At 59.3% G+C, this 26,672-nt stretch carries 21 protein-coding genes and 2 pseudogenes; 15 read left to right on the plus strand and 8 right to left on the minus strand.

Features of this window, described 5'->3' with window-relative positions; genetic code table 11:
- Position 1 precedes the first annotated feature (1 nt).
- On the minus strand, positions 2 to 907 hold the full coding sequence (cysD, locus tag EN786_RS06920) for a sulfate adenylyltransferase subunit CysD (RefSeq protein WP_127310937.1): 906 nt from the start codon (positions 905 to 907) through the stop codon (positions 2 to 4).
- 493 nt (positions 908 to 1,400) lie between these two features.
- Here cysD and EN786_RS06925 point away from each other — a divergent pair, with 493 nt between their 5' ends.
- Both EN786_RS06925 and EN786_RS06930 read left to right on the plus strand, forming a co-directional pair.
- Positions 1,401 to 2,675, plus strand: a complete 1,275-nt coding sequence (locus tag EN786_RS06925; protein ID WP_127310936.1) for an O-antigen ligase — start codon at positions 1,401 to 1,403, stop codon at positions 2,673 to 2,675.
- Between the two features lie 31 nt (positions 2,676 to 2,706).
- On the plus strand, positions 2,707 to 3,657 hold the full coding sequence (locus tag EN786_RS06930; protein ID WP_135908100.1) for an NAD-dependent epimerase/dehydratase family protein: 951 nt from the start codon (positions 2,707 to 2,709) through the stop codon (positions 3,655 to 3,657).
- Here the strand turns inward: EN786_RS06930 and EN786_RS06935 are convergent.
- From EN786_RS06935 to EN786_RS06950, 4 genes are all read right to left on the minus strand, one after another.
- Positions 3,645 to 4,184: a sugar transferase gene (locus tag EN786_RS06935; RefSeq protein ID WP_127310934.1), complete on the minus strand. Its 540-nt coding sequence runs from the start codon at positions 4,182 to 4,184 to the stop codon at positions 3,645 to 3,647. The two genes, EN786_RS06930 and EN786_RS06935, sit on opposite strands and share 13 nt — an antisense overlap.
- 101 nt (positions 4,185 to 4,285) lie before the next feature.
- Positions 4,286 to 5,197, minus strand: coding sequence for a glycosyltransferase family 2 protein (locus tag EN786_RS06940; RefSeq protein WP_245478364.1), 912 nt, complete (start codon positions 5,195 to 5,197; stop codon positions 4,286 to 4,288).
- A gap of 98 nt (positions 5,198 to 5,295) precedes the next feature.
- The gene (locus EN786_RS06945; RefSeq protein ID WP_189524271.1) at positions 5,296 to 7,284 is read right to left on the minus strand and encodes a nucleoside-diphosphate sugar epimerase/dehydratase; all 1,989 of its coding nucleotides are present in this window, start codon (positions 7,282 to 7,284) and stop codon (positions 5,296 to 5,298) included.
- Positions 7,285 to 7,642: 358 nt separating this feature from the next.
- Entirely contained in the window at positions 7,643 to 8,977 is a 1,335-nt protein-coding gene (locus EN786_RS06950; RefSeq protein ID WP_127391636.1) for a sulfotransferase domain-containing protein, read from the minus strand.
- An 814-nt stretch (positions 8,978 to 9,791) separates the two neighbouring features.
- Between EN786_RS06950 and EN786_RS06960 the strand changes: the two genes are divergently transcribed.
- Positions 9,792 to 10,118, plus strand: coding sequence for a hypothetical protein (locus EN786_RS06960; RefSeq protein WP_127391635.1), 327 nt, complete (start codon positions 9,792 to 9,794; stop codon positions 10,116 to 10,118).
- 114 nt (positions 10,119 to 10,232) lie between these two features.
- Here the strand turns inward: EN786_RS06960 and EN786_RS06965 are convergent, their stop codons facing one another.
- Together EN786_RS06965 and EN786_RS06970 are read right to left on the minus strand one after the other, a co-directional pair.
- A complete protein-coding gene (locus EN786_RS06965) occupies positions 10,233 to 12,953 on the minus strand; it encodes a class I SAM-dependent methyltransferase (protein ID WP_127310555.1) in 2,721 nt (906 codons plus the stop codon).
- The gene (locus EN786_RS06970) at positions 12,926 to 13,684 is read right to left on the minus strand and encodes a TylF/MycF/NovP-related O-methyltransferase (protein ID WP_127310558.1); all 759 of its coding nucleotides are present in this window, start codon (positions 13,682 to 13,684) and stop codon (positions 12,926 to 12,928) included. The genes EN786_RS06965 and EN786_RS06970 overlap by 28 nt, the downstream gene beginning before the upstream one ends.
- A gap of 148 nt (positions 13,685 to 13,832) precedes the next feature.
- Between EN786_RS06970 and EN786_RS06975 the strand changes: the two genes are divergently transcribed.
- From EN786_RS06975 to EN786_RS07015, 9 genes are all read left to right on the plus strand, one after another.
- A complete protein-coding gene (locus EN786_RS06975; RefSeq protein ID WP_127310554.1) occupies positions 13,833 to 14,756 on the plus strand; it encodes a class I SAM-dependent methyltransferase in 924 nt (307 codons plus the stop codon).
- Positions 14,757 to 15,031: 275 nt separating this feature from the next.
- Positions 15,032 to 15,367 (plus strand): hypothetical protein, encoded by a 336-nt coding sequence (locus EN786_RS06980; RefSeq protein WP_127310553.1) that lies wholly within the window; start codon positions 15,032 to 15,034, stop codon positions 15,365 to 15,367.
- A 63-nt stretch (positions 15,368 to 15,430) separates the two neighbouring features.
- Positions 15,431 to 16,222: an ABC transporter permease gene (locus EN786_RS06985; RefSeq protein WP_127310552.1), complete on the plus strand. Its 792-nt coding sequence runs from the start codon at positions 15,431 to 15,433 to the stop codon at positions 16,220 to 16,222.
- A gap of 7 nt (positions 16,223 to 16,229) precedes the next feature.
- Entirely contained in the window at positions 16,230 to 16,970 is a 741-nt protein-coding gene (locus EN786_RS06990; RefSeq protein ID WP_127310551.1) for an ABC transporter ATP-binding protein, read from the plus strand.
- A 190-nt stretch (positions 16,971 to 17,160) separates the two neighbouring features.
- A complete protein-coding gene (locus EN786_RS06995) occupies positions 17,161 to 18,291 on the plus strand; it encodes a DegT/DnrJ/EryC1/StrS family aminotransferase (RefSeq protein WP_127310550.1) in 1,131 nt (376 codons plus the stop codon).
- Entirely contained in the window at positions 18,288 to 19,226 is a 939-nt protein-coding gene (locus tag EN786_RS07000) for a glycosyltransferase family 2 protein (RefSeq protein ID WP_210212306.1), read from the plus strand. The genes EN786_RS06995 and EN786_RS07000 overlap by 4 nt, the downstream gene beginning before the upstream one ends.
- Positions 19,223 to 20,173 (plus strand): WxcM-like domain-containing protein, encoded by a 951-nt coding sequence (locus EN786_RS07005; protein ID WP_127310548.1) that lies wholly within the window; start codon positions 19,223 to 19,225, stop codon positions 20,171 to 20,173. The genes EN786_RS07000 and EN786_RS07005 overlap by 4 nt, the downstream gene beginning before the upstream one ends.
- Positions 20,163 to 20,543 carry a GtrA family protein gene (locus EN786_RS07010; protein WP_135908102.1) on the plus strand — a complete coding sequence of 127 codons (381 nt, stop codon included), beginning with the start codon at positions 20,163 to 20,165 and terminating at the stop codon, positions 20,541 to 20,543. The genes EN786_RS07005 and EN786_RS07010 overlap by 11 nt, the downstream gene beginning before the upstream one ends.
- Positions 20,519 to 22,048 carry a glucosyltransferase domain-containing protein gene (locus tag EN786_RS07015; protein WP_135908104.1) on the plus strand — a complete coding sequence of 510 codons (1,530 nt, stop codon included), beginning with the start codon at positions 20,519 to 20,521 and terminating at the stop codon, positions 22,046 to 22,048. Before EN786_RS07010 ends, EN786_RS07015 begins: the two co-directional genes overlap by 25 nt.
- An 80-nt stretch (positions 22,049 to 22,128) precedes the next feature.
- Here the strand turns inward: EN786_RS07015 and EN786_RS07020 are convergent.
- Positions 22,129 to 23,154, minus strand: a pseudogene (locus EN786_RS07020) (IS481 family transposase).
- 216 nt (positions 23,155 to 23,370) lie between these two features.
- On the opposite strand from EN786_RS07020, the gene EN786_RS07025 reads away from it, so the two are divergent.
- From EN786_RS07025 to EN786_RS07035, 3 genes and pseudogenes are all read left to right on the plus strand, one after another.
- A complete protein-coding gene (locus EN786_RS07025) occupies positions 23,371 to 24,195 on the plus strand; it encodes a class I SAM-dependent methyltransferase (RefSeq protein WP_187331203.1) in 825 nt (274 codons plus the stop codon).
- A 67-nt stretch (positions 24,196 to 24,262) separates the two neighbouring features.
- Positions 24,263 to 25,452: pseudogene (locus tag EN786_RS07030) on the plus strand (IS3 family transposase).
- A 149-nt stretch (positions 25,453 to 25,601) separates the two neighbouring features.
- Positions 25,602 to 26,453, plus strand: coding sequence for a class I SAM-dependent methyltransferase (locus EN786_RS07035; protein ID WP_127309977.1), 852 nt, complete (start codon positions 25,602 to 25,604; stop codon positions 26,451 to 26,453).
- Positions 26,454 to 26,672: the final 219 nt, after the last annotated feature.

Consider the following 26,672-nt stretch of genomic DNA (forward strand, 5'->3'; position numbering starts at 1 on the left):
CTCAGAAATACCCCTCGCGCTTCTTCTTTTCCATCGAGCCGGCTTCGTCGCGGTCGATGAGGCGGCCCTGGCGCTCGGAGGTGCGCGCCGTCAGCATCTCGCCGACGATGGCCTCCAGCGTGTCGGCATCGGACTCGATGGCGCCGGTCAGCGGATAGCAGCCAAGCGTGCGGAAGCGGACCAGCCGGTTCTCGACCGCCTCGCCGGGCCGCAACTGCATGCGGTCGTCGTCCTTGAGGATCAGCATGCCGTCGCGCTCGACCACCGGCCGCTCCTTGGCGAAATAGAGCGGCACGATCGGGATATCTTCCTGCAGGATGTACTGCCAGATGTCGAGCTCGGTCCAGTTCGACAGCGGAAAGACGCGGATCGACTCGCCGGCGGCAATGCGGGTGTTGAAGATCTTCCACATTTCCGGCCGCTGGTTCTTCGGATCCCAGGAATGCTGGGCATTGCGGAAGGAGAAGATGCGCTCCTTGGCGCGCGACTTCTCCTCGTCGCGGCGGGCGCCGCCGAAGGCGGCGTCGAAGCCGTATTTGTCGAGCGCCTGGCGCAGCGCCACGGTCTTCATCACATGGGTATGGGTGTTCGAGCCATGGTCGAACGGGTTGATGCCGTCGCGCACGCCGTCCTCGTTGACGTGCACCAGGAGGTCGAAGCCGAGTTTCTGCGCCATCTGGTCGCGAAAGGCGATCATCTCGCGGAACTTCCAGGTGGTGTCGACGTGCAGGAAGGGAAACGGCGGCTTGGCCGGGAAAAAGGCCTTCATCGCCAAGTGCATCAGCACCGAGGAATCCTTGCCGACCGAATAGAGCATGACGGGCTTGGAGAAGGAGGCCGCCACCTCACGGAAGATGTGGATGGATTCGGCCTCGAGCCGCTGCAGGTGCGTAAGTGCGATATTCATGGACTGTGAGCGTTCTCTCGTGCCATCCAGACCTTGCATCAACGGATCAGGCACCGTTTCGTAAAAACAGCCCGGTTCAAGCTTTGCTTCTGGACATTCGTGCCGGCGTTCTAGCAGATCGTGATTGCGGGGAACAATGCCAGACGCGCCCGCCAGACGGCCAATCCGGAATGAATTTTCCACGATCGGTGCGTATGTAGGAAAATCCTGCCCTACCGCCTGATGCATGCCAAAGAACGGGGAAACTATTGCCTTTCGGGTGACCGCAGCCAGCCCGGCAGCGCGAGGTTCCCGCTCACGCGGATGCGGGCCGGGCTGCCGATTTGTGATGAGCCCTCCAGCGGCCGCACTATCGGGAATCGGACCCAGCCGCTATACGACCAGAAATGCTACCCGCGCGCCGTGGCACCAGATAGGCTTCGAAGGTGATCGCGTCCGCCGTCGCGGACCAACACGGCGTCCCAACGACCCCCAGACATTGCGAAACAGAGCATTGAACCCGCTTTTATCCATCAGACGGCACCTCACGCCCGCGCAGATCAACGTCTACTTCTCGATCCTTTGCTTCTTTTGTCCGCCGGTGCTGGGTTCGGCCGTGAGTTTCGTGTTCAACGGCGGCGGCCTTTGGTCGGTGCTTCTGCTCGCTCTGAGGCGGCGGCGCTTCAATTTCGACCCGCCGATGCTCGCCATGACGGTCGCAATCTATGCCTATTGCGCGGCATATCTGCTGGCGTCGGTCGTCAACAACGCGCTCCGGGCCGATGCGCCGCATCTCCTGGCGCTGGTCACCTTCTTGCTCTTCCCGATCTCCTACTCGAGCTGGAGCATCACCGCCAAGGCGACGCTTGCCCGCATCGTCGTGGTGGCCAGCATGGCAGCATGTTTCGGCGCCCTCGTGCTGGCCGTGGCGCAGTATTACTGGCTAGGCATGCGGGCCGAGGGCGGAGCCGGAAACGCCATCCCATTCGCCACGGTCACCTGCCTCGGCGTCATGATGTGCCTGGCCGGCGCGCTTTCGGGCATTGAGCGACCCAAGGGCCTGCTGCTCCTGGCGGCCGTGACCGGCATCATCGCGATCCTCTATTCGGGCACACGCATCATCTGGGTGGCCGTGCCGGTATCGGTCCTCGCCGTGCTTCTGATCAACCGGCGCAAGCTGGAGGAGGCAAGTCTCGCGCGTCTCTTGCTGATCGCCGCCGCGATGTCGCTGGTGATCGGCATTCTCGGTTTCCACATCGTGTCGGAACGTGCGGATTTCCTATTCAGCGACTGGGACGCGCTTGCCAAGGGCGACCATTCGACGGCGACGGGACTGCGCGTGGCACTGTGGCAAATCGGGCTCGATGCGTTCCGGGACGCTCCGATTTTCGGCCATGGCATCGCCGCCAGCCAGGCGCTGATGAAACAAGGTTTTCACGACCAGTTCGGCATGGCCGCGGGCTTCAGCCATTTCCACAACGGTTTTCTGACAGCGCTGGTGCAGGCTGGCTTGGCCGGGGCCATCACGCTGGCCGCGATCTTCGTGGTCGCGGCGTGGAACGCGGCAAGGGTCCTGCGCGCCAGCGCCGATCCGCTGGAGCGCTTCGGCGCAACGATGGTCGCCGTCACGGTGATCATCTACCTGATCGGCGGAATGACCGGCATCCTGCTCGGCCACGATATCCTCGATTCAACATTCATGGTCTTCGTGGTCGCCGGGACCTACCTCGCATCGGGACGCCAGCAGGAGCTGCCGCGGGAGCTGGCGGCGGCGGCTCCGGCCGCCTGACCACGGGGATGCGCAAACCCGGGGTAACGCCATGAAAGTGCTGGTCACAGGCGCGACGGGACTCGTCGGACGCCAGGTCGTGAATCGACTGCGCGATGCTGGGCTCGAGGTGCGGATCGCCTCGCGTCACCCGGAACGGCTGGGGCGGACAAGCGACGCGGTTCTGCTGCCCGGCTTCGATGCCCCGGCCGATGCGTTCCTGGCGGTGATGCAGGATGTGACGCATGTCGTTCACTGCGCGGCGCTGAACAATGACCGCGACGCCAGCGAGCACGACTATCTGGCGGTGAACGGAGCGCTGACCGGGCAGCTTGCGGGTGCCGCGGCGACGCTGGCAAGCGGACGCTTCCTCTACCTGTCGTCGATCCGGGCGGTGGTCGGTCCCGGCTTCAGCGGCACCATCGATGAGGAGACGCTCCCTGCCCCGCAAGACGCCTATGGCAGATCGAAGCGCGAAGGCGAGATCAGGACGCTCGATGCCTATCGATCGGCCGGCCGTTCCGACGCCGCGGTGCTGCGCCTGCCGCCGGTTCATGGCGAGGGCATGAAGGGGAACCTGGCAACGCTGATGCGGCTCGCCGATACCGCCCTGCCGCTGCCGACAGGAGCCCTGACCGGGATCCGCTCGCTGATTTCGTCCGACGCGGTGGCCGGCGCGGTGCTGCAGCTTTTGACCAAGCCGGCGGCGCTTCAGCCCATTTATGTCGCCGGCGACCGCCCGCCCGCCACTATTTCCGAGATCGTCGCCGCCTTTCGGCGCGGCTTCGGCAGGCCGCCGCGCCTGCTTGCCGTGCCGGGAGCCCCCCTGCGCGCGGCGGCGAAGGTGCTTGGCAAAGGCAAGGCGTGGGACGCCCTGACGGCAAGTCAGATCTGCGATCCGTCGCTGCTTGTCTCGGAGGGATGGATTCCGCAAGCCGACACGCTGGACCAACTCACCGAACTGGCGCGGCGGCGCAAATCGGCCGCCGCTCACGCGCGATAGATCGTCCCTAGCAGTATTTTGAGATCGAGGCCGATCGAGGCCGTCCTGAGATATTCGGCATCGGTTTCCGCGCAGAGCCTCGGGTCCGACATGTCGATGCCGCGGATCTGGGCGAGGCCGGTGATGCCGGGAAGCGCCGACAGCACGCCGAGCGCCCGGCGACGCTCCACAAGTTCGGTCTGCGTGGGCAGGCACGGCCGCGGCCCGACCAGGCTCATTTCGCCCCTGAGCACGTTCCAGAGTTGCGGCAGCTCGTCGATCTTGGCCCGGCGCAATGCCTTGCCAACGGCGGTAATGGCCTGTGACGGCGCCTCATGCGTGGGCAAGGACGGCGTTCCCCGGTACATGGTCCGCAGCTTGTGGCAGCGAAAAAGCACGCCCCCTTGCCCGACCCTGATCTGCGAAAACAGAGCCGGGCCGGGTGACGACGCCTTGACCGCCAGCAAAGCGACAAGCAGCACGGGCGACGTCGCCACCAACATCGAGGCTGCGATCACCAGATCGAACGCTCGCTTGTGCCCTTTCATGGGTTAGAGCCTGTTTCATCTCGGTAGAATCGGGATGGGGCTCTATCTTTTTGTTTGAGCATAGCCCTTTCCAAAAACCGGAATCCGCTTGGGGCCATGCTCTAGATCCGGCGCCAGACAAATGCCAGATAGAGGCCAAGCGTCCCCGGTAGTGTCTGTCGGTAAACGCCGCTTCTGCGCAGAAGCCGCAAGCGGCGGGAGATACCGCCGTTCCGAGCCCTTATGAACAGGCCGAGGCAGGCCGCAGCGTCCTTGGTCAGTATGTCGCGGTTGACTGCGAGACCACCGAGATTGCTGTCGGTCCAGCTGGCGAATTCACCTCTGAACAGGCGCCCGAGCCTGGAGAGCCTTGCTTTCCAGGAAACATTGGCGCCGACCAGGTTTGCCGCGTGCTGGCGGTAGCGCACCAAGGGCCGCGGGTCGTAGCGGACCATGCCCCCGGCGGCGGTGACGATCAAGTAGGCCCACCAGTCGTGACTGACGAACTCCGTCTTTGCCGATGCCTTGGCCAACAGGTGACGGGCGGCGCGGTTGATCAGCATCGTGTTGCCGCCGGCAATGCTCTGCACCAGGGCGTTGCGAAATGATGGCGGGCGCCGGAACAGCGGCGAATAGCCTGCAGCACTCCCGGTTTCTGAGATCGTCGCGGTTCTCGAGCAGAACAGAAGAGGGGTTTCCGCGTCGAGCGATCGCATCCAGCGCAGCGCGCTCTCCAGCCGGTCAGGCTCCCAGATGTCATCCTGATCGCAAAAGGCGTAGTAGTCGGCGTCGATGCGTGGATCGACGATCATTGAGCGGAAATTGGCGGCGAAGCCCTTTTGGGGCCCCTTCACCAGGGTCAGGGAGCCCTTAGTCCAGCGAGGCCGCCAAGCCTCGACGAGGGCTTGCGTGCCATCGGTGGATCCATCGTCGGAAACCCACAGGTCGACGAGCGGATGCGACTGGGCGAGCAGGGACTGCAACTGCTCCTCAATGAAGGCCGCACCGTCCTTCGCGCCCAGCAGCACGGCCACACGCTGATCTTGTCTGGTCACGGGTCTAGAATCACCTAGGCTGCACAAATGGCTATCGGATCGGTTTCAATAGCCAATCATTGCCGCGCAGGACAGGTCTAACGAGTTTGTCCAACTATTTTCGGCAGTGCTTCCAGTCGCGCGCCAGCAACGGGCTTTTCCGCCTGATACAGTTCCGCCAGCACGGCAAGGGCGGCCGCCTTGTCCTGGTCCCGAATCGCCGCCTGCAGCGACGTCAACGCGGCCTGGATTCTCGGCCATTCCACGACGTCGGTCCTCAGGCCGAAAATCTTGGCGATGTCGAGCGTGACGATCTCTTCGTTCTCGCCCTGAAGGGTCTCGTGCAGCTTCTCGCCGGGCCTGATTCCGGTAAAGCGGATCGGAATGTCAGTGTAGGGGCTCTTGCCGGCCATACGGATCATGGTTTCGGCCACCTCGAGTATCGGCACCGGCTTGCCCATGTCCAGCATATAGATGGCATAGTCGTCCTTGCCCGGACGCTGTTCGGCATCGGCGGCAGACATGATGACGAGGTCGACGGCCTCGGCAACCGTCATGAAATAGCGGGTCATGCGCCGATCCGTGATGGTGACCGGGCCGCCTGCCTCGATCTGCGCCTGGAAGATGGTGGCGACCGAGCCAGTGGAGCCAAACACATTGCCGAAGCGCACGGCAATGAACTTGGTGCCGGGCCGGCGCCCGCCCTGCCCGGCCGCCTGCATTTCGTGGAGCGAGCTGACGATCTGCTCGGCCGCCCTTTTGGTGATGCCGAGCACCGAGCTCGGATCGACCGCCTTGTCGCTCGAGATCAGCAGGAACTGCGGAACCCCGCATTTGGCCGCGACTTCGGCGCAGGCAAGCGTGCCGAAAATATTGGTCTGAATCGCCGCTTCCCAGTTCTCCTCGAGCAGCGGCACATGCTTGAGCGCCGCCGCGTGGAAGATGATGGAAGGCTTGAACTCGCTGACGACGCGGGTCATCTGCCGCCGGTCGGTGACGTCGATGATGCGGCTCGTCAGCCGGGCATGGTCCTCTTCGTCGATCAGCTGATCGAGCTGGAAGATGCCGAACTCGGAAATATCGGCGACCAGCACGGCCTCGGCGCCGAGTTCCAGCGAACGCTTGACGAGGATGCGGCCGATGGAGCCGGCGCCGCCCGTCACCAGCACCCGCTTGCCGCTGACGAAGCTGCTGATGCGTCCGACGTCGGTGGCAACCGCCGAACGACGCATGATCGTTTCCATCTCGACGGCGTCGAGCACCAGCTTGCCGCCCTGCCCGAGCTCGGAGACGCCCGAGAACCGCACGACGGATATGCCGCTGTGGCGGGCGACGCGAACCAGTTCGGCGTATTCCTCGATCTCGCTTTCGGCGCCGTTGCCGAAAATCAGCATGTCGAGATTCTCCGTGCCTTTGGCGTATTCCTCCAGGACCTCGACCAGACTGGGGCGAACGGCCACCACGGGAACACCCTGGATGCGCGTGCCCAAGGGCGCTTCGGTGCCGATCGCCATGATGCCGGCGATGGAATATTCCGCCGGGTTCGCGGTGCGCGTGAACCGGATGAGGACGTCAGCCTCGCCCAGCCTGCCGACGAACAGCGCCTGCTTGACCAGCGGATTGTTCGAGCCGCGGCTCAATATCGCCCAGCTCGCTCCGTCACGGAGGAACCGGTAGTAGAGCCGGGGAGCAGAGATGATGGTGAAGGAGACGAGGAAAAAGACAATGAACTGGCGCTCGTTGAGGCCGATCACCGGCTGGAAGGTACGAAACGTCAGCGAGGCGAGATAGAGCAACACCGTCAAAGTCGCGCAGCTCTTCAGGATGTTGAAGAAGTCCGGCGTCGAGGCGAAGCGCCACACTGTGTTATAGAGGCCGCAATATCTGAACAGCAGATGGCTTAGAACGACGATGCTTGCCCAGCACGCCAGGCCCGTGGGCGACAGCGCCCCGAACGACAGACCAGACCGCGACAAAACCAGGCTGAGCGCCACCGCGATCAGGACCATGACGATGTCCTGAAGCATGATGATAGCGCGCCGTATCTTCGGCCGAAGTCCGGACACGGCTTCTACGTATGAGGTCATTGGGTAGTACTGAACTCCAGGCGCGAAGATAGTAACGCTAAAGTGGCGCCAGATCGATTGTCATCCGACACCGGCCACCTATCAAAGTGCCAAATCTTCAACCCGCCGCCTTCTATCGCATAGCGCGGAGTTGGGGGCTTCGCCAGATTTTTTTGGAAATGCACGTGGTTACCTGTCAATCTAGGCGATCCGGCGGGAGGCGCGCGCCGAGGCCGAGGCGCTTTAGATTGGAGTTGGATCGAATCCTATGCGCGACCCAACATTGCCGGAGAGATAGCTCGTCAATCTCAGATCCGCACCTGTTTACATGCCAAGGATGTTTCTTTGTCACGACCGGCTCTTACGCACTGTCGCCCGTCTATCCGGCGTCAGATCTTAGTAGCGACTTTAGATACCTGACCGGGTACATCACCCTCCACGAATGGCTGTTTTTTATCTGGATCGTTTCTTTTTGAGCCGCCTTCAACTGTTCGGCCACACTTTCAAGCTGGCTTTCCGCATCGTTGGCCCGAAGCGCTTCACTGTCGGCCTTTGCCATCAAATCAGCCTCGCGGGCTTTGGCGTTTGCCCTCAGATCAGCTTCACGGGCCGCGGCATCCGCCTTCTGCTCTTCGGCCAGACGCTGGAGGTCATTCAATTGCTCCGTCAGTTGCGCCCCTCTTGCAGCCGCTTCGGCGCGGTTCCTCTCCAACTCAGCCACCTGTTCGTCGGCAGCGCATCGCTGCTGCGCCAGCCGTTCGGCGGCCGCCTTTTCGCGAGCGGATATCTCGGCAAAGAACGCTGCTCCGAAAACCGGATTGAGGCTGTCGAAGGCGCCACGCACCGCATCAAGTCGCGACATCGCCGCGGCATCGGCCTGGTCTTCCTCAAGTACCTTCACTGCGCCGTAAACTTGCTTGATCCAATCATCGATCCTCGGGTCAGCTTCTAACTGACCTCGGCTCGCAGCATGGTGCTGATGCTTATCCGCAAAATGATTGGAAAGGGCTGCCGACCACTCCGCCTTGGGCAGAGGCCAGTCGATCTTCAGGGTGCTTGTGATCCCGTCGATCCCCTCGCGCCACTGATCAAACATGCCTTCATAGGATAGGAAAATCCGCGGCTGGCCCCGCGTCGCGTGCTCGGCCTCCAACGCATGGCGCAGCCAAAGAAGGGAACTGAAACCGACCGTGAATTCGTCACGCTTGGCCAGAGACGCGATCACCGCCAAGGGGTTGCGCCCGATCAGCACATAGCGAACGTCGATACGCATTTGCTTCATGACACCCATGTACAGCGGCACGAAACGAGATATTCGCGGCTCCTTGAGTACGAAGAGCGAGGCACTGCCATACTCTTCGTCAATCAGCCGAGCGATCTCGGCCTGGTAGAATTGCAGGCGCCCCGGAATAAGAACGTTGGGATCAAGGGATCTCCAATCATCCCACCGGCTGCCGAGCTCGGCCAGCATCCGATCATTAAGCTCCATCAGCCGTTGCGGCTCCCAGTGGCCTTCTTCGTTGGTTGGATTGGCGCCAAGCATGGTCTTCGGCAGCTCAGCACCAAGCAGGCTAATCGCCCTAGTCAGGGCGCTGGTGCCCGATCGATGCATGCCGATCACCATGATGCAGGTACGCTTCGCTGCTTTCGGCGCCGCTTCGGCGGCCTGCGGCGTCGCATCGTGCAAATTTCCGGATGATGGGTAGTTGCTCAAGTCGTCAATGCTCGCCCACGCCAAGCGTCAGGGTGGCCATCACGATGACAATTAGGAGCCGCATATTCGGCCGAAGTCCAGACACGACTTCTACGTATGAGGTCATGGATAGTACTGAACTCCAGGCGCGAAGTACGCTAGTGGCGCCAGATCGACTTCATCCGTCACCGGCCACCTGTTAGAGTGCCAAATCTTCAATCCCGCCGCCCCCTATCGCATAGCGCGGAGTCGGGGGCATCGCCAGAGGTTTTTTAGATGTGCGTGTGGTTAAGGCGCCACTTCCGGCTTGATCGTCCCGCGCGCAAGACGCGAGTACCTTCCAACTTCAGGCGCCTGGCAATGGGCTGTGCATTGTCCAATCAGTTCCCATTCTGGTCCCCATAAGCCCTCCCAATCAAAATGCTGGCAATGAGGCGTTCTCTGTCGAGACATTGCGGGTCCCGATCGAGTGTCCGATGGGCCTCATCGGCGAGCGGGGAATAGCTTTCGACGGCGGCCATTTTTCTCGCTCGGGCGGCGTGGTCGAGTTGAATTTCCAGTTCAATAGGTCCCGCCACGTTTGGAACCGCTGCGGAGCAAAGGTACTTTAGGCGAAGCGTGTAGGCTTAAGTGCCTTCGAGGGGGATACCGGAAGATCAACTAAGCCTCATCTACAACGCGGTTGATCTCATTCGCTTCAAACAACGCCCGCAACTGCCCGCACGGCCCGCGAGCGCCTCCTAGAGATTGGTCTCTCGCATTCGCGCCGGAGATGGTTTCACATCGTAAAGGAGCTGCATGGACGGCAGATTCGCCAGAACCAACGGCGCTTCTGATGATGTTGCAATCAAATACCGAAATTCTAGGGGGCAATGCCGCCTCTTTGACGAAACTGGGCGAGCAGGTCGGCTCGATCGAACTTGAAATTGCCAAGAGTCGCCAGATCGCGCTCGGTGAATCCAATTCGCACGCTGCCGCTGCTGAAAGCAGCCAAACCATGCTGCGCGCAATTGACAAAGAAGTTTCAGTCCTTGCAACTTTTGTGACCTCAACCGAAAGATCCTTCTTTGGGCTCGCAGGAGAGATTGAAATTGGTCGCGCGCGAATCGTCGGCTTCATCTGGGCGATCGGCAGAGGACGGGCGGCTTCGGCGGCGGTATGAGAAGTCCTAACCTCGCGCTCTCGGGAAGTGACTCTCGAAAACCCGAAGCCAGAACCGATAAATTGGCTTGGCGGTGTGAGAACCGAGGGAACACCAGCATGGCCGGAACTCGATCTACCCCTGTCCTGTCATGAGAGACTGACGTTTGCCCTGCGGCCGCTTTTCAAAGACGACAATACTGTCATAGACACAGATTGAGTCTGTTGCATGGGTGAAGGCGTTCGCCGGCAACGCGCCACGAGCGTGATGAGCGTTGATTTCGTCGAGCTTTCCCTTGGCAAATTCCATGAACGACCCCGGCTTGCGGAGCCCGCCGCCATAGTCCTCCCAATAGCTCGTATGCGTGTCCTCGACGAAGTAAACGCCGTTCGGCTGCACATGATGGTAGAGATGCTCAAATGTCGCGATGACATGGTCCATCATGTGACTGCCGTCATCGATGACGATGTCGATGGGACCATACTTCTCGACGATCCGATCGAGGAGTTGAGTGTCATCCTGGCTTCCAACGAAGACCTCCACCCCTTGCGACTCGTGCGCCTTGCATGCAGGATCGATATCGATTCCAATAATTCGCGCGCCCTCGCCGAAATAGGCTCGCCACATCTCAAGCGATCCTCCCTTGTAGACGCCGACTTCAACGACGACCGGCCTTCGATCTCTGAACCTTTCGAAGTGACGTTCATAAACCTCGAAATAGTGCAGCCATTTGTAGATCTCTTTGCCGTTGTTGTTCAAAAAGTACTGATGCAAGAACCCGCCCATCGTAGCCTCCTTGGCGTCGGACTTTGCCACCGCCAGTTGCTCTGATTGTGGCTGTCTCCTCCCCTTATCAACGAGGTTGGTCCTGAGCCGCGCAAAAACCGGCTCCCATTCGTTTGCAACCAGGCAAAGCGCTTCCCCAAGATTTGCCGCGATCTCGGTAAATTCCATGTTTGCAAAGCGTTCTTCCGCTTGGACAATCCACGAAGGATCGTATCTACGCTTGCCAAAGCCGGATACGACGGTGAGCCCAGTCCAAGGCGTTGCAATGGTAAACACGTCGAGATCAGTGCGAAGCGCCTTGAGTGCCGGAACCATTTTCCAGACATCGCCGGTGTGGAATTGCGTTGTCGGCGGAACCTTTTGCGTCGTGTCGTCCAGGGGAACAGTGTCGTGCACGAGCAAAACCGAGCCAATGTCGCAGTAGTGTTCGAGGTTCGCAAAATCGCGCAATGCCTGGTCGAAAGTGTGAAGACCGTCAATGAACCCTACACCCACCGGGCGGCCGGCTAGCAAGACATCCGCTCCGCCGCGATCAAAAAAGGCGTCACTCGTCTCAGGAAAAATGTGCGTTTCTGTGCTGAGTGCTACCGTGGCGCGTGGATTGGGATCGATCCCGATTGCAAGAGCCGGAGCCTTGATCTTGGAGAGCGATACGCCGTCACAGACGCCTATCTCCACCACGACCGCGGGTTCTAGCTCCGAGTAAAGACGCTCCAGCCAGTCGTAGTAGAAAGGCCCGGACATCCGTGTGTTGGCCAGGCCGACATGGGCCCCCACAGTATCAGGGTTGAGGTCTAATGCTTTGCGGTATTGGACTTCTGCCGTTTCGTTGTCGCCGATGGCAAAGTACGCATCACCGATCCCAGTAAAATAGGCGGCGTTTCGAACTGGATTGTGTCGGGCAAGAATGCCGGCAGAAGAAAGAAGTCGCGACGCCGCAAGCTCGGCTGGTGCATGCGTGCTTGCCATGCGAAGGATGTCTGCCGCCGTCTGGTAATGCCCCGACTGAAACTGACCCTTGGCCAACTCAACCAGCGTCGCCGCTGTCCGGTTCGTCGGCACGCGTTCTTCTGGGGGCTTCAACTGCGCCCTAAAGCCCGCGGCGGTGGCTGGAGCGACCCTGAATGGGTTTGCAATTGTCGCCCGGGCAAGGTGCGGCAGAAGCGATGAAGGCAGCGAGCCCACGAATGCCGAGGGGGTGTGAAAAGTAAACTCGCCTGTCCCCCTCAATGCATCCCTTTCAGCCTTCCAGACGATCCAGTTCTTGCGCTGCCGCTCGACGCTTGCGTTGGTGGACACCCCGCCATGCAGTTGGTGAAATGTAGCCTCTCCCAGAGTGAGGATGAGCTGTGCTTGCGACAGCTTCATCGCACGTTCGAGCGTGTCGAGGTTGACCAGGCCGCCGCCCGGACAGCTGAAGCGCTCGTCCATGCCGTCGATCGCCTGCCAACCCTCCCGGCTCATGAAGAGGACATTCGCTTCGTGTATCGGTGAGAACCACGGATCGACCGACGACTCATCCATCGTCCCGATCTCGAACAACCGATACCCATCTTCCGGCCATAGGATGGATTGCAAAAGCGAATCCTCGATGGCCTTTGTATAACCATTCGCAGGCGCATTGGCTTGGATATCGCTTCCAAGATACCAGCCAGGCGCAGCCACTACTGCCATCGGTGCCATGTCCAGGCCGATGCGCGCGAAATGCACCAAACCGGGCGTCACGATCCGCGCGCCGTCGATCATCACCCCGATCTTGTCGCCTTTGGCCTCCTGTATCCCGCGGTTGACGGCAGCCACAGGCGAGGGTGATGCGTCATCGATGCGCAGCAGGCGAAAATTCGGCCCATATTCCGCGACCAGACTCCCGCGAACGGCTGGTGATGATCCGTTGTCGACGACAATGATCTCGTAGTCGTCCGTCGTCACGCCTTGCTGATAGGGCGTTGCCAGCGAAAGCAGGGTCCGGGGCAGTTCTCGGGCGATGTTGTAAGCGACAACAACGATGGACACGTGATTCGGTTTCATCGCGATTCCATGGGTCAGCTGTGGGCAATCGGCTTTTGCCACCAACCGCCGGTCCAGTCTATCTCGTGTATCTTAGCTTTGATGCGGTTACGTGCGCGGTAATCCTCGACCGCCTGCAGGCATGGCAGATGCGCAAGATCGTCGATGATCGCAAAGCCGCCGGGCGACAGCCTTGGATAAAGCGCTTCAAGGCTGTCCATCGTCGACTCATACATATCGCCGTCCAGCCGGATGAGGGCGAATGGACCGGCTTTCAAGTCAGGCAAGGTATCCCCGAACAAGCCTTTGACGAAGATCACCTGATCGTCCAAAAGGTCATAGGCAGCAAAGTTGGATTCAACCTGAGCCTGATCAATCGCCAACTGGCGATATTCGTGTAGTCTGTCTCCCTGGTCGGCAGGAAAATTCTCGGCGTCCGGCGGCGGCAGACCGTCGAATGAGTCGGCGACATAAACCTTCCTGTCTTTTACCTCATTGGCGGCCAGTACTCCCCTCATGAGGATGCTGCAGCCACCGCGCCAAACGCCGGTCTCAATGAAATCCCCAGGCACGTTCTCATTAATGGCTCGCTGGACGAGGTCACGCACGTTCGTCAAACGTTTCACACCCGCCATAGAATGAGCAATTGTCGGCCAATCGCGACCCAGGAGGCGATCCTCGCGATTAAAGGGGGTCGACTCTCCCACCTTCGAGGGGTCAATCACCTGCGAACCGGAGCTGTAGATGGTATTGGCAATGATCTTGATGAGGAGATCTGTATAGAGACGGTTCACAATCGACCTTTCAAGCCACTTCGGTTTCGAATCGGAATATGCTGTTGCGGATATCCAGCCGAAGTGCAACTGAACAATCACTTTGCGACGGCCAACCAACAGCGCTGTGCAAGCCAGCCGCAACCCATTGCTAAACGGAGCCACCCCAATGCCAACCGCCGATCAAGCGATGGGCATGATCGAAACGCTCGACATTGCCGTTTTCCAGGTCAAGACTGAGACCACCCTCAGTGACCGCACGAGTTTCCTGCGGGTGCAGAACTTCGCTCGATCGGTGTTCGGCCGTTATGTTTACCTTGAGGTTGGCTCACATCTCGGCGGCAGCCTGTTCCCGCACCTGATCGATCCGGCCTGCGAAGTCGCGGTATCAGTCGATCCGCGGCCTGCGGCCCAGCCAGACGAGCGCGCCCAGGTCTTTCACTACCCAGAAAACTCGGCGGCCCGAATGGTCGCCATGCTCTCGGATTTGCTTCCGCCCGCTGCAATGGCCAAACTGACCACGATAGATAGTGACGTCTCCGATGTGCGTCCCGAGGCGATCGACCCCAAGGCCACGCTTGCGCTAATTGACGGAGAGCATACCGATAAGGCCTGTTTTTCGGACTTTGTCGGCGTTTTGCCACTCATGGAACCGAATTGCATCGTTTGCTTGCACGACGCCAACCTGATCGCCGACGCGATTGTCAATGCGGAGCGCTTTCTTGATCATCTCGGCACCACTCACGCGACTGTATTCCTTCCAGACACCGTAGCCGTGATGGGCCTCGGCAGGCTTGCGTCTGCAGTCCGGGATCAGCTCCAGCCCCACGCATTGGACCGGGAGACTTACCTGGACCGATCACAACGACAGCTATGGTCTCATATAGCCAGCGTGCACTCGCCCAAAATCCATGCCGAACTGGAGCGCCTGCGCTCTGACAATTCGCAGTTGGTCGACGAGATTGAACGCATGCGGAAGGCAAGCCTGGACGCGGAGGCCCGCGTGGCCGCCATGACCTCCAGCACGACCTGGCGCGCATCCGCCCCAGTACGAGCGATGGTCGATCGCATCAAACGTCGCTTCGCAAGTTAAAGTCGCGATGAGCGCAGTTGGAGCCGACGATGAAGCAAGTTGCCGGGGTGTGTCATGGACGAAATTTATTGAAACGCCGCACGTACCGCTCCGATCCAGCCCACTGCGGACGATGGATCGCCAAGCCGGAAAAGTCAGGACAGGTCACAAGCAGCCTTTCCGCCCCTACCCCAGCTCCCGGGCGCCCGACATGTCAGGTATACCGCCGCCGCTGGTGTGGATGCAGTCGGGCCCCTTGCACACTGCTGGAACGGCAGCCAGGAAACGCCGGTCGCATGAGGCGAACAGCATCGCGCCTGTCATCCATCATTGCACGCCAAAAACACCTGACAGGCACGCGCAGTGCTCTGACCAGCGCCTGGTTTTCGGCAACGGTGGGCCTCAAGCATGTGTCATCAACCAGCTCGTCGCCCTGCCGCCGCGGTCTGCGCGTCTCGTCGGATGACCGACCGCAGATCCGACGTCGTGATGTGCTTTGGATCGGCGGCGAACTTCGTCTGGTTGGCAAGGAACGGGAGATCGTACTGCATATCCCGATGTGCGCTTTGCGAATCGCTGGCAGCTTCACTACGACGCAGCGCCTTGCCATATGCGTGTCGCAATCGATGTGAAGAGGTCTCCGGCGGCTCCATCACAGCTATGAATCCCAGAAACAAAATGCGACACCATCAGCGATGATTGCAGTATTTAACGGCGCCGTCGACGACATCAGCAAGGCTATGAGATTGCACCGGGTGTGGATCGCGCTTGCCCACGAGGACATCGGCGACCAGCACAGACGCACGACGCTCGGCCCTCTTTGGCTCCTGGTCAACTACGTCGCGTTCGTAGGCACATTCGTTTTCGTGTTCCAGCCCGCCGGCAAGGATGCAGCGGGTTATGCTGCCTATGTCGCCATAGGCCTCCTGGTATGGTTCTACCTGATGGAAGTCATGTCCTTGAGCGTGTCGCTCTTTCAGCGCGAAGAGAGCTTCATCGAAGGCACGACGCTGCCTTTGTTTGTGTATGTGATGCGATTGGCATTGCAATCCTCGATAAGGGCGGGCTATGCGATCGCGGGATGCGTTGCCATTTTGCTTTTGAGCGGCCCTTCGATCGCCTCTCCGTGGCTATGGTCAGTTGCAGGACTGCTCCTGATACTGCTGGTCACGCCCGCAATGATCACCGTATTCGCGTTTCTCGGAGCTTTCTTTCCCGACAGCCAGTTCATTGTTGGCAATTTATTGCGGGTCGGCATGTTCTTCACACCCGTTTTCTGGGTGTATAACGGCCAAGAGGGTGTCCAGAAATACGCCTACCACTGGAATCCGTTCACTTATTTTCTGGAGATCGTCCGTTTGCCGATCATGAAGGGAGAATTTCCAGCTCATGCGTTCACTGTAACGATCGTCATGTCTTTGGCTACATGGATGATTGCATTGTTGCTGCTTGGTCGTTATCGCAGGCAAATCATCTTCATCATCTGAGTTTTCGATGGTTTCTATCAAGCTGGACAACGTAGGCCTTGTTTACAAACTGCACGAAAAGCTGACGCTTTCCGCGCCGGATCGGCGTGTGGGCAGGCCAGGCGGTAGAATCGAAGGCTCGGGCAGAAAGCAGTTCGTGCAGGCGCTCGACGGCGTCAGTTTCGAATTGAAGGCCGGCGACCGGCTGGGGCTGGTTGGCCCGAACGGTGCCGGCAAGACTACCCTTCTCAAGGTGCTCTACGGCATCTACGAGCCATCCGCCGGAAACGTGGCGATAGAAGGAAAAGTCGACGCTCTGTTCAACATCAACATAGGCTTTCGTCGCGAGGCCACCGGTCGCAGGAACATCGTTTTGCGTGGACTGATCAGCGGGTGGACGGAAGCCGAGATCGAAGAGAAGATGGAGGACATCATTGCTTTCAGCGAGCTCGGGGATTTCATCGATTTGCCATTCAAGGCTTACAGCCAAGGGATGGCCGCGCGACTGGCCTTTTCGGCGGCGACCGCGCTCGATCCCGAGATTCTGTTGATGGACGAGTGGATAGGCGCCGGCGATGCCTCTTTCCAGGAGAAGGCCAAGAGGCGCATGGACGAACTTGCGGAAAGGGCCGGCATTATCGTTCTGGCGAGTCATAGCGAAGGCCTTATCCAAAGCGTATGCACCAAGAGACTGACGCTAAGAAGTGGTCGGGTGGAATCCCTAACGATGGAGCCGGCCAAGCGTGCTGGGACAGTCGCAAGACCCTAGGCTCATGGCGCTCTTCGTGAGCAACGGCGCGCAGGGCCTGTTGCGGTGACGGTAGAATCCCAATATTTGTGCCACTTCTTTCCAGTACTCTGTTACGCCCACAATGCAAGATTTTCGCTACGTTAGCGGCTGCTGAACTTACAGACTCGCGAACGTGCCAGATGAATTACGCTAGACTCTTGAGTTGTTGATGACGAAGCCAAATGCCGTTCCGATGAATGATCTGAAGCGCCTATATCAGCGCTACGAGGTCAAAATCGACCGCGAAGTAGCCAGCACGCTGCGTTCCGGGTGGTGGCTCAACGGAAGCACGGGAAGAAGATTCGCCGCGAACTTTGCGGAGTTTGTAGGGGTGTCGGACTGTGTCCTTGTGGCCAACGGAACGGACGCCCTTGAGCTCGCCCTGGCCTCAGTCGCCAGACTCGGCGATACACGCGGCCGCGAAGTGATCATGACGGCCAACGCTGGGGGATATGCCAGCTGCGCCTGCTGGCACAACGATCTCATTCCGCATTATGTTGACATCGAACCGGCCAGCCAGCTCGTAAGTGTTCAGTCAGTGCAGGAAGCAGTCTGCGCAGATACCGCTGCAATCGTCGTTACACACCTTTATGGCGGTGTCGTCGATGTCCGGGCCATCAGAGCTGGACTTGCACTGGCTGGCCTCTCACACATTCCGATCGTCGAGGATTGCGCTCAGGCGCACGGGGCCCGTATCGGCGGCAATATGGCCGGGTCACTTGGAGATATCGCTACTTTCAGCTTTTACCCGACCAAGAATCTCGGCGCGATGGGTGACGGCGGCGCGGTCCTCACCTCTGATCCTGCACTCGCCGGACAAGTGCGACAGTTGCAACAGTATGGCTGGACTTCAAAGTATCATGTCGGCATCCCGGGAGGGCGAAATTCCCGCATGGACGAGGTCCAGGCCGCGATACTGGATGTATTGCTCCCTGATGTGGACAATCGCAATGAACAACGCCGCGCCATCCTGGACCGATACAAGTCCGTCGCCAGGCGCCGGGTGAAATTCTTGAACGGAGGCGACGGCGCTGTCGCCCACCTCGCCGTGGCCCTCTGTGACGATCGGGATGCATTCAGAGCGTTCATGAAAGAGCGTGGCGTGGATACCGAAATTCACTACCCTGTGCTGGATTGCGACCAGGTCGGCTGGGCGGACTTGCCGATGAAAGGAATTGAGAACCTCCCTGTATCAAGAGCCAGCGTGGGCCGACTCTGTTCCGTCCCTTGCTATCCCGACATGACGAATAACGAGATAGAGCAGGTGTGCCTGGCCCTCGGCGAATGGGAGGCAATGTGACAACACGCTCGATCGTTTTCCCGATTTATCGAAATCAGGCGAACATCCCCTCCCTTCTGCAAGCGATCGCTAATTTCCATTCCATGTATCAAGGCGACATCGAGTTTGTCTTCGTCGTCGACGGGTCGCCGGATGAATCGGGCGCCCTGCTGGTCACCGAGTTGAAGAACTCCGCCTATGTCTACAAGATCATCTTCCACAGCCGCAATTTCGGCTCCTTCACCGCCATTAGAACCGGCCTCGAACATGCTTCAGGCAATCAGGTTGCCGCGATGGCCGCCGATCTGCAGGAACCGCCGGAACTCATCGTCGAGTTCTTTTCGATACTGGAGAAAGACGGGGCGGATGTCGTCTTTGGCCGCAGGGTCGGGCGCGATGATCCGCCCCTGACCCGTTTTCTGTCCAAGGCCTTCTGGGCTGCCTACCGCAAGCTGGTCCTGCCCAGCATGCCGAGTGGCGGGGTCGATATTTTCGCCTGCAATCGCCAGGTGCTGGAATCGATCCTGTCGATTGAAGAGCCGAACAGTTCGCTTGTTGTGCAGCTGTTCTGGGTGGGATTCAGGCGAGAATTCGTAGCCTATCGCCGCCGCGAGCGAGAACATGGAAAGAGCGCCTGGAGCATGGCACGCAGGTTCCGCTACATGATGGACAGCATATTCTCGTTTTCCGACTTTCCGATCGTTCTGACGCTCTGGGCGGGCATTGTCGGTTGCGCACTAAGCTTGATATTCGCATTCGTCACCGTGGTTGCCCGATTGCTTGGCAAGATCGACCCTGCCGGCTACACGACGCTGGTGCTGCTGATCACCGGTTTCGGATCGGCCAGCCTTGCGGTGCAGGGCATTCTTGGCTGCTACCTTTGGCGCGCTGTTGAAAACACCAAATCGCGCCCGCTCAGAATCATAAGCCGCGTCGTCGATGGAACATCCAAATGACGGACAGACCGTTCTTTGTTCATGACCGTGGCATTTGCGAGACTTCGCACGTCGGCGAAGGAACCCGCATCTGGGCGTTTGCCCACGTCCTACCCGGCGCCGTGGTCGGCTCGAATTGCAACATTTGCGACCATGTTTTCATCGAGAATGATGTGATCATCGGCGATGAAGTGACCATAAAGTGCGGTGTCCAATTGTGGGACGGCCTTCGCTTGGGCAATCGCGTCTTTGTCGGCCCGAATGCGACGTTCACCAACGATCGCTTCCCCCGTTCGAAGGAATACCCCGAAACGTTTCTGCTGACGACCGTCGAGGATGGCGCGTCGATCGGCGCCAACGCGACGATTCTGCCGGGCATAACCATCGGCCGTCAGGCTATGATCGGCGCCGGCGCGGTGGTGACCAAGAACGTCCCCGCCAATGCCGTGGTGGTTGGAAATCCAGCCATCATCATCGGCTATCAGACCGGCCCGCAAGTGGAACCGGTGGTGACACAAGCGATCCCCAATGCAGCTGGCGACAGAATGCCACTTGGCGTTGGCGATTGCGAGCTCTGGCGGCTGCCGCATTTCAGCGACCTGCGCGGCGAGCTTGCTCCGCTCGAGTTCGGCTCGAACCTGCCCTTCAGGCCGGCGCGCACGTTCCTGGTCTATGGGGTCCCTTCCGACAAGGTCAGGGGGGAACATGCGCATCGCCAGTGTCATCAGTTCTTGATCGCGGCCCATGGCCGGCTTTCGGTGGTCGTCGATGACGGTCATGACAGAAAAGAGGTGTCGTTGTCTGATCCGTCGATCGGCCTTCATCTACCCCCGGGAATTTGGGGCATTCAGTACAAGTTCCAGCCCGATACTGTCCTGTTGGTCATGGCTTCACATCCGTATGATGCAGCCGACTACATCAGAGACTATTCGGATTTCCTCGCTGTGGTCGGGCGGGATGGCAGCTGATCGCATCGGCGCGGATGCCATCCGCTTTCTTGTCGCCGGCGGCCTGAACACCGCGCTGACCAGCCTTGTCTATTTCGCCGGCCTCACCGTACTCCCATCGGCCCTTTCCTACGCGATTGCCTGGCTGGCGGGCCTAGCGTTTGCGATGGTGTTCTATCCCGACCGCGTATTTCCCGGCGGTCGTACCGGCATTGCCGACAGGCTGGCCATCGGCAGCTCGATCGCTGTCGTGTTTGTGATCGGATTGACTACCCTTCAGTTTCTCGAAGGCATTCTGCAAAACACCGTTGTCGCGTTCTTCATGACCCTTGCCACGACGACCGTCCTCAACTTCCTGATTTCTCGATGGATACTCCGCAGACCATGCTGACGCGAACAAGCACCATCCGACCGGCAATTAATCTCTTCGCGATCTTTGCCGTGATGTATTTCTCTGAACTGACTTCCTTCCAACTATCGATTGATGAGGAGGTCGCAGCCTTCAGAACGGAGGCCTCGATCTGGATTATCCAAGGGCGCTGGGGCGCCTACCTCATCGAGACATTTATCCTTCCTAATCCCATCATACCTTTCCTCACACCAGGCATCTTTGGCCTGGGCTGTGTTGGTGCCTACCTCCTTGTCATGGACATCATCGACAAGCACGAGCTCTCCGCGGCGGAGTACGCATGTTTTGCGCTTTTCTGCGGCTTCCCGACATGGTTCTTCATGGTCGAGTTTTACTCGAATATTGCCACGATCGGGATCGGTCTTTTCGCGATGGCTCTTTCGGTTTGGCTCGTTAGCAAAGGGGACAATTCGGTCCTCAGCCTGCGTTTCTTATGCGCAATAGTCGCCGGCAGCTTCGCGGTTTCGACTTATCAGAGTTTTGCGCCTGGAATACTTGTACTGGGCATCGCGGTTTCCGTTCTTCGGGCGCGATCTGACGCCAGCAAATCATTTCCTACGGACCTGTTTCGGATGGGAGTCCTCCTGGTCGGCGCTACGCTGCTCTACAAACTCGGCGACGTTATCTTTAGGTCATTTGTCACCGGGAGAAACGAGTATTTCGAATCTCTTTTCCAACTGAGCTTTCTGTTTCAACATCCGGCGACTGTCATTGGGCGCGTGTTGAACGCTGTAAAAGGCGTGTACGGCCTCGACTTTGCCACCTATGGTGCTGCGCTATGGGCGATTCCGCCACTGCTCGCGCTGGGTGGCTTGGCCGTTTTTAAGGACACCGCCCGTCCAAGACTGCTGTTGACGGCAGCAGCCTTCGCTTCGTTACTCGTTCCCTTCGGTTTTCATTTCCTCGCCGCCGGAAACATGCCCACCCGAAGTCTGGCTGGAGCGCCGATCGCGGTGTGGCTTTTTGCCTATGTAGCTGTGACGAGCAAAAATCCCAGGATTCAGGCCCCGTCGGCGATATTGCTGGCGGTGGCGCTTTTCCAGATCCAGGTCATCCAGAATTCTCGCCAGGCATCCAACTACCTACTCGACAAGCACGATACTCTTCTTGCCGTCTCGATCTACAACCGATTGTCGACGACACCGGGGTATGACGCAAAACGCACATATGCCATCAGCGTTTTCGGCTCGCAGCCATTTGCGACCACATATCCAAGAACGCCCGGCTCAACGGTGGGATACTCCTTCTTCGAATGGGACGGCGGCAATTCCTGGCGGATTGCCTACTACATGAAACTGCTGGGTTATTCCAATTTGAACGGCGCAACGCCGGATCAAGTCGACCGAACAATTATCCGTCTTTCAACGATGCCGGTTTGGCCTGCTCCCGGCAGTGTGGAAATCAAGGACGACATCGCGCTGATAAGGCTCGGCGAGACACCTAGCTACCCAAATCAGCAAGCCCTCGAAAGGGCGGCTAACCGTTGAAGCCACCGCAACTGGTTCCCTCACGGAAGTCCTTCAGCGAGGGATGGCGCAGCTTCTCCTCGCCTCGCCGGTTCAAAGAACTAACGCATTTCATTAGCTTTAGCTTTCGCCAGATGTTTAGTCCCGGCATTTGCTGAAGCGGATTGAGTTTGAAGGTTCCGGTTGTGACGCCCACGCCTTGCAATGAACTCGTAGGGCGTGAGACCCTTGAGGGTCTTGAGCCTGCGGGCGAAGTTGTAGGCGGCGACGAAGTCGGCGAGATGGGTGCGGAGTTGGTCGTGGCTTCGTAGTAGAAGCGCTTGACGGTGGCGTCCTTGATAGTCCGGTTCATTCTCTCGACCTGGCCGTTAGTCCACGGATGCCTGGCCTTGGTCGTGCGGTGCTCGATGTCGTTCCTGGCGCAGGCGTATTCGAAGGCGTGAGCGCGGAATATCTCGCCACTTGCGATTGCCTCTTTGATCAGCGGCACCGCCGAGCCACCGGCATAGGGGGTGGTGAACTGGATGCCATTGTCGGTAAGCACGGTATGGATCTTGTTAGGGCACGGCCGCGATTAACCGCACTAGAAAGTCTCTTGATACGGCTGTGGGGGCCTTCTCGTGCAACTCGACGAAGGCGAACTCGAGGGTGCGGTCGATAGCGACGAACATCTGCGGCTTGCCCTGCTCGGTCCTGACCTAGGCAATGTCGATGTGGAAGTAGCCGATCGGGTAGCTCTTGAATTTCCTCTTCGCCGGTTTGTCGCCCTCGACATCCGGGAGCCGGCCGATGCCATGGCGCTGCAGGCAGCGATGCAATGAAGATCGCGTCAGGTGCGGGATGGGCGCTTGAAGCGCATAGAGGCAGTCGTCGAGCGGCAGCAGCGTGTAGCGGCGGAAAGCAACAATGACCGCCTCTTCCTCAATCGAGAGCACCGTCGAACTCGGTTCCTTCGGACCGTCGGTAGATCGGCGACCGAAGCTGGCCTCTTCCACTTCGCAACCGTCTTCTAGTTGATCCCGATGGCGCTTGGCCAGCGTCCTCAGCCTCTCTTGACTATGCTGTATCGCTCGACGGACCGCCTCTGTCGTTGTGGCGCTCCCATGCAGAACTTGCCCATAGCGCATCTTTTGATTCGGAAGACAAGGATGCTCCATCAAAGCCCGGGATCAAACATCTAGCAGCGCTTGTCCGGCGTCACGGCGCGGTTTGTGAACTGAAGGTTGCGATCAGGGCGGCCGGCATCCCGGCATGGCTGGCAATAGAGCACCTTGATCAGATCCCAGTGCATGCAGCCATCGTCTACGCCCAGGCGCCGGAAGCGCCGCCACGTCGAGCACGACATGTTGAATGCAAGGCATGCAATTTATGTTTACAAGGCGCTCTGTGAACAGCAGCAGGTGGCAACCAAAATGACTTTCGAGCAAATTGCAACCCTTTATTCAGACTACGCTAATAGAGCGGTCAGCACCGAACTTCACCCAAACGATGTAATGTACAACACTGGTCCGTCACATTACTTCAACGTCGGGAAGTCGGGCGTGCAGGCCATTCTCACAGGCCTCTCGCTTTCGTGGCGCAGCCAGGTGATGACGGTTCTCGACTTGCCTTGCGGCCACGGCCGCGTTGGCCGGCACCTTAGGCAGCTCTTTCCCAATGCCGAGCTTTTCTATTGCGACATTGATGCCGAAGGGGCTGACTTTTGCGCCCGAGCGTTTGGCGGGAAAGCCATACACTCAAAGGCTGACCTGCTGCAGGTTGATCTGCCAAAAAAACTCGACATGATCTGGGTCGGGTCGCTCTTCACTCACGTCGACAAGCGGCGAACGGATGCATGGCTGCACTACCTTGCCGACCATCTGAGCGATCACGGCGTTCTTGTCGCCACCTTCCATGGCTATTTCACTGGGAAAAATACCAAGTTTCACGGCGGCGTGGATGAGGCGCGAGTTCGCCGAGAGTTCGAGACAACCGGCTTCGGCTATTCGCGATACACCACCCTTGCCGGCGTGGAGGACTATGGCCTATCGCTGTCGAAGCCGTCCGCTGTTCTCGACATCGCCGACACAATTCCCGGCGTGCGCGCCTCGTACATCGAGCGCGGATGGGCAAACAATCACGATGTCTTGGTGATCAACAAGAATGATCGGTTGGCTACCCTTGGCTGATCTGACCTTGCCCCTGTAGTCTAATCCGGTTTGAAGTTCGTTCTGGCCCATCGAAGAGGACCAGGACATGAAGCGCAGCCGCTTTTCTGAAGAGCAGATCATCGGAATTCTGAAGGAGCATGAGGCCGGGGTCTCGGTCGTCGATCTGTGTCGGAAGCACGGCGTCAGTGATGCTTCGATCTACAACTGGAAGGCCCGCTTCGGCGGGATGGATGTTTCCGAGGCTCGGTGACTGAAGGCGCTGGAGGACGAGAACACGCGGTTGAAGCGGCTTCTGGCCGACGCCATGCTCGACAATGCCGCGTTGAAGGATCTCGTGGGAAAGAAATGGTGACGCCCGCGGCCAAGCGGAAAGCTGTCGCTCGCCTGAAGGAAGGCTTCGGGATGAGCGAACGGCGGGCGTGTAAAGCCATCGGCGGTTGCCGCATGACGGTTCGCTACGAGACCAGCAGGCCCGACGACCGCGAGCTTCGCGCACGGATGAAGGCGATCGCGCAGGAGCGTCGCCGGTTCGGCTACCGGCGCCTGCTCGTGATGCTGAGGCGGGAGGGCCTGGTCGTGAACCACAAGAAGCTGTTCCGCCTCTATCGGGAGGAGAAGCTCGCCGTTCGCCGACGTGGCGGCCGCAAGCGGGCGATCGGGACCAGGGCGCCGATGCTTGTGCCGCTGAGGCCCGACGAGCGCTGGTCGCTCGACTTCGTATCGGACCAGCTCACCGACGGCCGTCGCTTGCGCATCCTGGCCGTCGTCGACGATTGCACGAGAGAGTGCCTGGTACTCATCGTTGATACATCTCTCTCGGGCATGCGGGTTGCCCGCGAACTGGACCGGCTCATCACCGAGCGTGGCCGGCCGAGGATGATCGTCAGCGACAATGGCAGCGAGTTCACCTCGAACGCCATCCTCGCCTGGGCGGATCAGAACCGCGTCGAATGGCATTACATTGCGCCCGGAAAGCCGATGCAGAACGGCTTCATCGAGAGCTTCAATGGCCGACTGCGCGATGAACTACTCAACGAGACGCTGTTTACCTCGCAGGCTCAGGCGCGCGTAGCCATCGCCCTGTGGCGCGCCGACTACAACACCGCGCGGACGCACTCCCAAATCGCCTGGCAGACACCGGCCGAGTTCGCCAGCACCTTCAATCCGCGACGGTCGCTCGCGCTGCGCTATGCCAAAGGCTCCGCGCCAGCGCCCGTCGCTTCACCCGCCCAGCAGGGCAAAACCCACGCCGGAAACGAACTCAAAACTGGATAAAAACTGGGGGCAACGTCAGATCGCACGCGCTACTGACTGAAGGCGACTTGGCCACTGTGAAAAAACACTGGCGGGCCTGGTGACACCGGCCCATACCTAGTCTAGTTGATCGACCGTTGCTAACAAGGCCTCGGCGATCCGGAGGAAGTATGCAACACACATTGCCGTACCTGGCAGAGGCGGAGCATATCGCGGCCAAAACTGGGAGCCCTGAACAGGCCCTCGCCGCGCTCAGAAAGCTAAGCCTCGACGACTTCGGGCTGTTCGTAATTTCCTTGCCGAACAAAGAATACCCAGCGCTCTCGAAGATACTGCCGCGCATGGCCAGCCCAGAAATACAGACCACCTGGACGGGTGCAAGTGGCGTTGAACTCCTGAAGCAGACCCTTGCCTTCACGCGGATCGTTGAGAGCTGCGCCGTTCGCCATACTCAAAAGCCGCTTCACGGCTCCACGATCCTCGACTTCGGATGCGGCTACGGGCGCATCATGCGGATGATGTACTTCTTCTCAGATCCGGATCGCCTCTGGGGCGTCGACGCATGGGAAAATTCGCTCATGACCTGCAAAGAGGCCGGCATGCTTGGTCATTTTGTGCAGTCCGAGCGAGTGCCCGAAAGGCTGCCGGTCGGCGATACTAAATTTGATCTCGCCTTTGCTTTCTCTGTGTTCACCCATCTTGCCCCGAGCGCCGCCGACGCCTGCCTGCTGGCCATGAGAGGTCATCTGCGGGACGGAGCTTTGTTTATTCTGACGATTCGCCCAGTCGAATTCTGGCCGTTCATTGATCAAGTTCGGAAAACAAACGTCCAAGCAAAACTGGTGAAGGAGCACCAAACCACCGGGATCGCCTACCTGCCTCACAACGGCATTGAAGGCGAGACATACGGCGACACGTCCCTCACCTTCGATTTTTTCAGGAAGGATGGGTGGAAGATGCTCGGCTATGAGCGGTCGATATTCGATGTTTTCCAGACGTCCGTGATACTGCAGGCCGCCTAGTTGCCATCGGAAACGAGCGTTGCCCATTTGCCGGACGTCGCCGCTTAAGGATCGCTGTGCTCTCGCTTAGAGAGTCAGACCCGAGCGAGGCGAAGAGATGGGCGAAACAAAAGACAAAGACGGGATTCAGATCGGCCACTTCGACGCTATGGCCGAGATGAGCGATTAGTTCACCTCGCGAAAATCCTGCAGCGAGGCATGGCGCAAGTCTTCCTCGCC

Origin of the sequence: Mesorhizobium sp. M4B.F.Ca.ET.143.01.1.1, assembly GCF_004792275.1 — a bacterium.
In the GTDB taxonomy this organism is placed as follows: Bacteria; Pseudomonadota; Alphaproteobacteria; order Rhizobiales; family Rhizobiaceae; genus Mesorhizobium; species Mesorhizobium abyssinicae.

Bases quoted from the DNA above. Each gene is read 5' to 3' on its own strand.
- cysD (WP_127310937.1), bottom strand. From the start codon at position 907: ATGAATATCGCACTTACGCACCTGCAGCGGCTCGAGGCCGAATCCATC.
- EN786_RS06930 (WP_135908100.1), top strand. From the start codon at position 2,707: ATGAAAGTGCTGGTCACAGGCGCGACGGGACTCGTCGGACGCCAGGTC.
- EN786_RS06935 (WP_127310934.1), bottom strand. From the start codon at position 4,184: ATGAAAGGGCACAAGCGAGCGTTCGATCTGGTGATCGCAGCCTCGATG.
- EN786_RS06945 (WP_189524271.1), bottom strand. From the start codon at position 7,284: ATGACCTCATACGTAGAAGCCGTGTCCGGACTTCGGCCGAAGATACGG.
- EN786_RS06960 (WP_127391635.1), top strand. From the start codon at position 9,792: ATGATGTTGCAATCAAATACCGAAATTCTAGGGGGCAATGCCGCCTCT.
- EN786_RS06975 (WP_127310554.1), top strand. From the start codon at position 13,833: ATGCCAACCGCCGATCAAGCGATGGGCATGATCGAAACGCTCGACATT.
- EN786_RS06980 (WP_127310553.1), top strand. From the start codon at position 15,032: ATGAGGCGAACAGCATCGCGCCTGTCATCCATCATTGCACGCCAAAAA.
- EN786_RS06985 (WP_127310552.1), top strand. From the start codon at position 15,431: ATGATTGCAGTATTTAACGGCGCCGTCGACGACATCAGCAAGGCTATG.
- EN786_RS06990 (WP_127310551.1), top strand. From the start codon at position 16,230: ATGGTTTCTATCAAGCTGGACAACGTAGGCCTTGTTTACAAACTGCAC.
- EN786_RS06995 (WP_127310550.1), top strand. From the start codon at position 17,161: ATGACGAAGCCAAATGCCGTTCCGATGAATGATCTGAAGCGCCTATAT.
- EN786_RS07005 (WP_127310548.1), top strand. From the start codon at position 19,223: ATGACGGACAGACCGTTCTTTGTTCATGACCGTGGCATTTGCGAGACT.
- EN786_RS07010 (WP_135908102.1), top strand. From the start codon at position 20,163: ATGGCAGCTGATCGCATCGGCGCGGATGCCATCCGCTTTCTTGTCGCC.
- EN786_RS07015 (WP_135908104.1), top strand. From the start codon at position 20,519: ATGGATACTCCGCAGACCATGCTGACGCGAACAAGCACCATCCGACCG.
- EN786_RS07025 (WP_187331203.1), top strand. From the start codon at position 23,371: ATGTTGAATGCAAGGCATGCAATTTATGTTTACAAGGCGCTCTGTGAA.
- EN786_RS07035 (WP_127309977.1), top strand. From the start codon at position 25,602: ATGCAACACACATTGCCGTACCTGGCAGAGGCGGAGCATATCGCGGCC.